Genomic DNA, 5,642 nt, shown 5'->3' on the forward strand with positions numbered 1-5,642 from the left:
CGCTGCGCAGACAGCTCCCAGTTATCGCTAAAGTGCAGATTTCCCTGCTGAATTGGCAGATCGTCAGTAAAGCCGCTGACCATTAATAGCTGCTCACTGTCGGTCAAATACACTTGCAGCGGTGCCCGCAAAGTATGGAGCAGCGCCCGCCCCTCCTCTTGCAGTTCAGCCGAGTTTAAAGAAAACAACACACTGCCGCTGATACCAATGCGGCCATCGCGCAAGGTCACTCGCCCAGTCGCCAAGGGGTCCGCAAGAGCCGCCTCCAAGGCCTGACGGCGCTGCTCGGCCACTTCGCGCTTTTGGATTTCCTGCTCTAGGGTTTGCGATAATTCCAGCTGAAAACCCAAGGTCCACACCAGCAGGAGAACAAACACCCCAACGAGGCCGGTCATTAAGTCGCCAAAGATCGCCCAGATCGGCGGCTCTTGATCTAGGCCGTCGTCCAGCTCTGAAATACTCACGCCCGCTCACCCGCTTGGGCAACCGCCTTGCCACTGAGCTGCTGTAACTGACTGATAATATCTTGCTGAGACAACATATTGTGGTCGATAATTTCCCGCGCCTGAGCAACGTAATAGGCCATTTGCTCATCACTGCGCTCGGTGCTACTGCTCAGGGCTGATTCAATCGAGGCCATGGTGCCAATAAGGCTATTATTAGACTCACTAAACAAGGCCACCGCCGTGCTAAACGCCTCGCCTAAGCTGGCCAACTCAGCACTACTGCCCTCAAAGTGATTGATAATTTTAGCGAGTTTACCAGTTTCATCACTCACTTTATCAGTAAAGCGGCTGCCGATATTGTCGAGTAATTCAGCGGAATTTTTCAAAATATTTTCGGCGGCTTCGCGCTGACCTGCCGCAGAAGCGTGTAACGACTCAGACAGACTGTTGAGCTGCAGCAGTAATTCGCTGCGCTCTTTCAGCAAGCTATTGTCGCGTTCAATATTGTCGCTCATTTCCGCTCGCAATTTCGTCATGAGCTCGGCGGCAATTCGCGGGGTTTCCGACGCCGATTCAATCAATCTAGCCATCGGCTCTTCTAAGGCATTGGCCAAGGTCGCCAAGTGCTGGGCTACCGCCCCTTGTAATTCTGCCAAGCGCGCAACGGCCGCCTCGCCGCGACGCTCTTCAACATCCCGAAGGCTGCCCAGCTCAGTCTTCAGAGTATTACCCAGCTCAGCCATACGCTGCTGATAGTCTTTCAACCATTTGTCTTCGCTGGCGATACGAGCTTGAGTGAGCTGCTCGGAGGTCTTAACTAGGTCGCGGAACTCCGCCACCACTTCTTGAGAACCGTTGTGTGCATTACTCGCCAATTGCGCTGCACTGTCGCGCAATAAGTCGGCGCTGTGATTAAACACGGCTGACCAGTTTTCTAAACGCGCCTGCTCAGCCGCCTGCTGCCGCGCCAAGCCGTCACTGCTCACCTGATTAAAAGTATCTAATAGCGAACTGGTCGCTGTACTAAACTGCGTGTTAAACGCACCCAGACCATCATCGATCTTCGCAAGCAAGCGCTCGCTGCTGGCTTGCTGATCGGCTATGCCCTGCTGCCAGGCAGTATTAAGCTCCTCCGCTGTTTTAACAAACCTGCCGCCCAAACCGTCTAAATGTGCTTCGGCGCTCGCACTAAGCTGCCGCTGGGTCTGCTGTAACTCGCGGCTAATATCCTGCGCAAACGCCTGCACCACCGGCGCGATATTCTCACCTGCCAAGCGTCCGCTGTCGGCTAGGCTTTGCTTTAAGGAATGGTCTACTGACTGTGCCAACTCGCGGTACTGGGCTTGCGCAGCGGCGTGAAACTTTTCCTGCCCGGCGATGAGTTTATTGCCTACGTCATCGCCAATTTGGCCGAGCCGACTTGCCAATTCGCTAAGCTGCTGAGCAACCTCCGGCAGGGCTGCCGCTTGCTGCTGCATCGCGGTATAGCTTTTACTGCGCTGATGACTCAGGGAGTAATGTTTAAACACCGAACGCATCCGACTATCGAGCTGTCGCGACACCTGCAGTCGCTCGCGCCGACTCAGCGTCGCAATAAAGCCCAGCATCGCCGAGGCGCTAACCCCGGCAACCGACGTAGCAAAGGCCATACTCAAGCCCTTGATTGGCGCCGCTAAGCCAGTGCGAATAGCGTCGAGCTCGGTGGTGCCCTCCAGCGCTAACACCGCACCTTTCAAGGTATCGACCATACCAATAAAGGTACCCAACAAACCCAGCATCACCAGCAAGCCGATCAAATATGGCGTCAACACGGGGGCGGGCAAGCCAACATACTCACCCTGAATCCGCTGACCAACCGCATTGCGCAACACCGCCGGCACATTGGCCAACCATTTATCTAAGTCATCAATCGCGTCGCCCGCCGCGCTCAACGAGGCATCTAGGGCACAGCTTGCCTGCTGATAGCGCACTAGCTCGGCAAAACCGACCTTATAGGCAAAGGCAATTAATAGGGTGACACCCAGTGCTAATAAATTACTAGCAACAAAAGCAGATGCCACCCACAGAACTATAATTTCGCCTAAAACAAAGGCGACTATCGACAAAGTTCTCGTCATTTTTGTGTTTCTACCTCGACTTCTAGTGCTTCCAGCAGGCCCATTACGGGCATGAGACGCAACTCTAGTTCGGCCAGTAATAAGCCCTGCATTTCGGTGAAAAAGTTATCGAGCCAAGCGCCTTTCTGCATCCACAGCGCCGGGCTGTCACTCATCAATTTTGGCTCTAACGCCAGCGTCAAACCGGTGTCATCTGCGGCGCTGCGCTGAGCTTCTTGTACTGCGCGGTATTGCCGGTTCAAATAATAAAACCGCTGAGCTAATAAGCGGGGAATACTCGCAAATACCTTGCGGGTATAGTCGCCCAGCTTATCGGCGAGACTGCGATCCAATTCGGCCAATTGCGCTAATTGTGGTGACTGCCCGGCAAGCGCCTCTTGCAGCTGTCGACGCAACACCAGTACCCGATGATCGAGCTGACTTTGATGTAAATTATAAAAGCGCTGATACGCTTGAAAGCCAGCTTCTGGGTCCGCCAAGGTTTCGGCATTGGCGCGCGGCAGTATAAACGGCGCGGAGCTGTCTTGGCCTTCATGGAGCTCGCTGATAAAGCTGTTAAGAATAAAAGCCAGCATTTCCGCGCGGCTTGTTAAAAAGCTGCTTTTGAGTGCCGACACATCGCTTGTGGCTGGCGTGAACTCAAGCTTTTGCAGGCCCCGCAGCGACTCAGCAAGGGCAATAGAGCCAGACAGATCGATTAGCTGGCCTAGCTTTTCAGCAAAATTCTTGTGGCTCAACTCGGCATTCCCTAGCGCCAATTCGCTGAGGACCGCCTGTAGGCGCGAGCTTTTTACTGAAACCGAACTCATAGTCACCTTTATTATTGTGCCCGCATTCAGACCACTTTAAACACCGCCAGGCCAAGATACCTATCGCGAGCCACATAAGCCGACACGAAGCCCAACAGCAAGAAGATACCGCCCAGCGAGAAAATTGCGCTTATAACGCCCCCACGGGCTGATTTACTTTGCGGCCAATTATCGCTAATTCGCGCCGATATTCAAGAATTGTGGCTGCATCTACCAAAACGGCCACATAGACAACATGCGGCAGTTAGGCTCTGCACCCAGCAATACTCGATTTAACGCCCGTAGGTTTGCTGTAAATAAGCGAGGATATCGGTCGACTCGAACATCCCAACGCCGGTATTGATATCGACTAAGTAAGGCACCTGAGAACGGCCAGTTAACTCGTTCAGTCGAATGCGATTAGGGCTGCTAATGGGTGCGTCGGGGAAAAACTTGGCCCGCACCAAGGGCGGCCCCATTTCTTGCCAGCGCGACTTGGCAAAATTACGCAGGCGATACGGAATTTCTAACTCGCACAGTAATTCACGCACCGGCCGCGAATAAGGGCTAGATTCAAAACTATAGAGTTCGAGGGGCTGAGTCGGGGCCTCAGCATTTTTCGCATACATCCCACGCGCGCGACCAACAGAGCGGTACGCTGTGGCCAACATGGAGCTGGCGACAGCGACCTGCCTGCCAAGCCCTTTAGCGCTGGGTATTTTACCGCCACCATAATATTGATAAAGGTGGGCGATAATATCCGCTGACTCGACTATCGCGTCACCCGTATTGGGATCGACCAACAACGGAAATTGACTAACGCCGCTAATATCGAGCGCGGCGGCACGAAAGCGCATACCACCTTTAGGGCAGGGGTAAATTATGGCATCAATATCTAATTCACACAGTACTTCCCGCACTAGGCGGCAATACGGGCAGCCTTCAATATCGTAGAGTTCAAGTAGCTTTCCCGGCTGTTTCGCACGGTGTGAAAATGCCGTGGTGCCCCGCCAGGCACGGATGCTGCTGGCGAGAATAGAAGTCGTAAAATCAAGCGCGTTCATAGCTAGAGACCCTAGGCAAATACATTACGTTAGCACAAGACCAATATGGCTGTGACGGATACCCCGCGCTCAATGATTCAATGCAATGCGCACATTATCGCTAGTCGGGGTAGGTGATAGTGAATGGAATTATTCAGAGAAATCTGGGGTCAAGGTGTAGGCCTTTTCCGCAGAGGGTTCGTAGCGCCACTCTTCGGTATCGCTGTTGCGATCATTGCGGTCATCTCGATCATTGTAACGCGGCGCGGTAACCGCCATCGGCGGACTGCGATCAAGGCTGCGGCCATTTTCTACATTAAGTTGTTTATCTCGCTTAATAGCCGCAACCACTGTTCCGGTCACTAAATCAAAAATTTCGGTGCGATCATCGCGATCGAATAAATCGCCCTTCTCAGCAGAGCCAATGGTCGCGACGGTGCGACCGGTAACAAAATCTTGGAAGGATATGCCCAGCATAATACGCTCACTGCTGCCGCTAACCGACAACTGAACGCCAAGCGTACGCTTTTTTGCCTCATAGGGCAGATTCTCAATTTCTTTAGAACCCACCACGGCCATATTGTAGGCGCCAATCATATTACCAAATTCAAGGTCCATACCGTATATCGCGCTATTGGTATCGCGCTCGATAACAACATAATCGTAATTGGCAAAACTGAATCCATTTGAATACACCACGGTTTCGTTACTTGCACAGGAAAATAAAAACAAAGTGGCGAATATTAACGGGAAAATGGATTTCATTACGGTTCCTTTTTACATCGGATTTCTACATAAACACGGGATTTTTAACTCGATACCTACCGACCAATCCTTGCCCTAAGCACCGTAGCGAGGCACATAGCATTCCAAAATTCTATGGCATTAATCTTTCTTGAGGAATTCTAACGGCGCCAAGTTTACTACGATCTCCCGCTGTATCGTAGCCCTAGGCTAAAATTGCGGATACGCACAGCCCGTCGCGAGACCTCGCCATAACCAACGATAAATATTAATACTAAGGAATGCAGCAAGTTAAGACTTAGCAGCATTGCGTATTAAACACCACGCCGGTATTTCGCAGCACAATTACAGCGCGACCAAACAACAAAAAAGGCGCCCGCAGGCGCCTTAGTCATTTACCTTTGGTGCAATAAACTACAGGCCACCCTCGACATTATCTGACTGCACAAAGACAAAGCCGACGCCATCGCCAGCATGAGTATCAATCGCATCGCGAAAGCCCGA

5 protein-coding genes are annotated in these 5,642 nt (G+C 52.2%); all 5 read right to left on the reverse strand.

The genetic code is table 11. From position 1 onward, the window contains the following. The coding region (locus tag ABYP33_RS16975) for a hypothetical protein (protein ID WP_373092340.1) at positions 1-464 on the reverse strand (464 nt) is incomplete at its 3' end. After that, positions 461-2,563, reverse strand: coding sequence for a DUF802 domain-containing protein (locus tag ABYP33_RS16980; protein WP_373092341.1), 2,103 nt, complete (start codon positions 2,561-2,563; stop codon positions 461-463). The genes ABYP33_RS16980 and ABYP33_RS16975, both read right to left, overlap by 4 nt. Further along, entirely contained in the window at positions 2,560-3,372 is an 813-nt protein-coding gene (locus tag ABYP33_RS16985; protein ID WP_373092342.1) for a DUF3348 family protein, read from the reverse strand. The genes ABYP33_RS16980 and ABYP33_RS16985 overlap by 4 nt, the downstream gene beginning before the upstream one ends. 272 nt (positions 3,373-3,644) lie before the next feature. Next, positions 3,645-4,415, reverse strand: a complete 771-nt coding sequence (locus ABYP33_RS16990) for a glutathione S-transferase N-terminal domain-containing protein (RefSeq protein WP_373092343.1) — start codon at positions 4,413-4,415, stop codon at positions 3,645-3,647. 129 nt (positions 4,416-4,544) lie between these two features. After that, positions 4,545-5,159, reverse strand: coding sequence for a hypothetical protein (locus ABYP33_RS16995; protein ID WP_373092344.1), 615 nt, complete (start codon positions 5,157-5,159; stop codon positions 4,545-4,547). Positions 5,160-5,642 lie beyond the last annotated feature (483 nt).

Source organism: Zhongshania sp., assembly GCF_041584495.1.
Taxonomy (GTDB): domain Bacteria; phylum Pseudomonadota; class Gammaproteobacteria; order Pseudomonadales; family Spongiibacteraceae; genus Spongiibacter.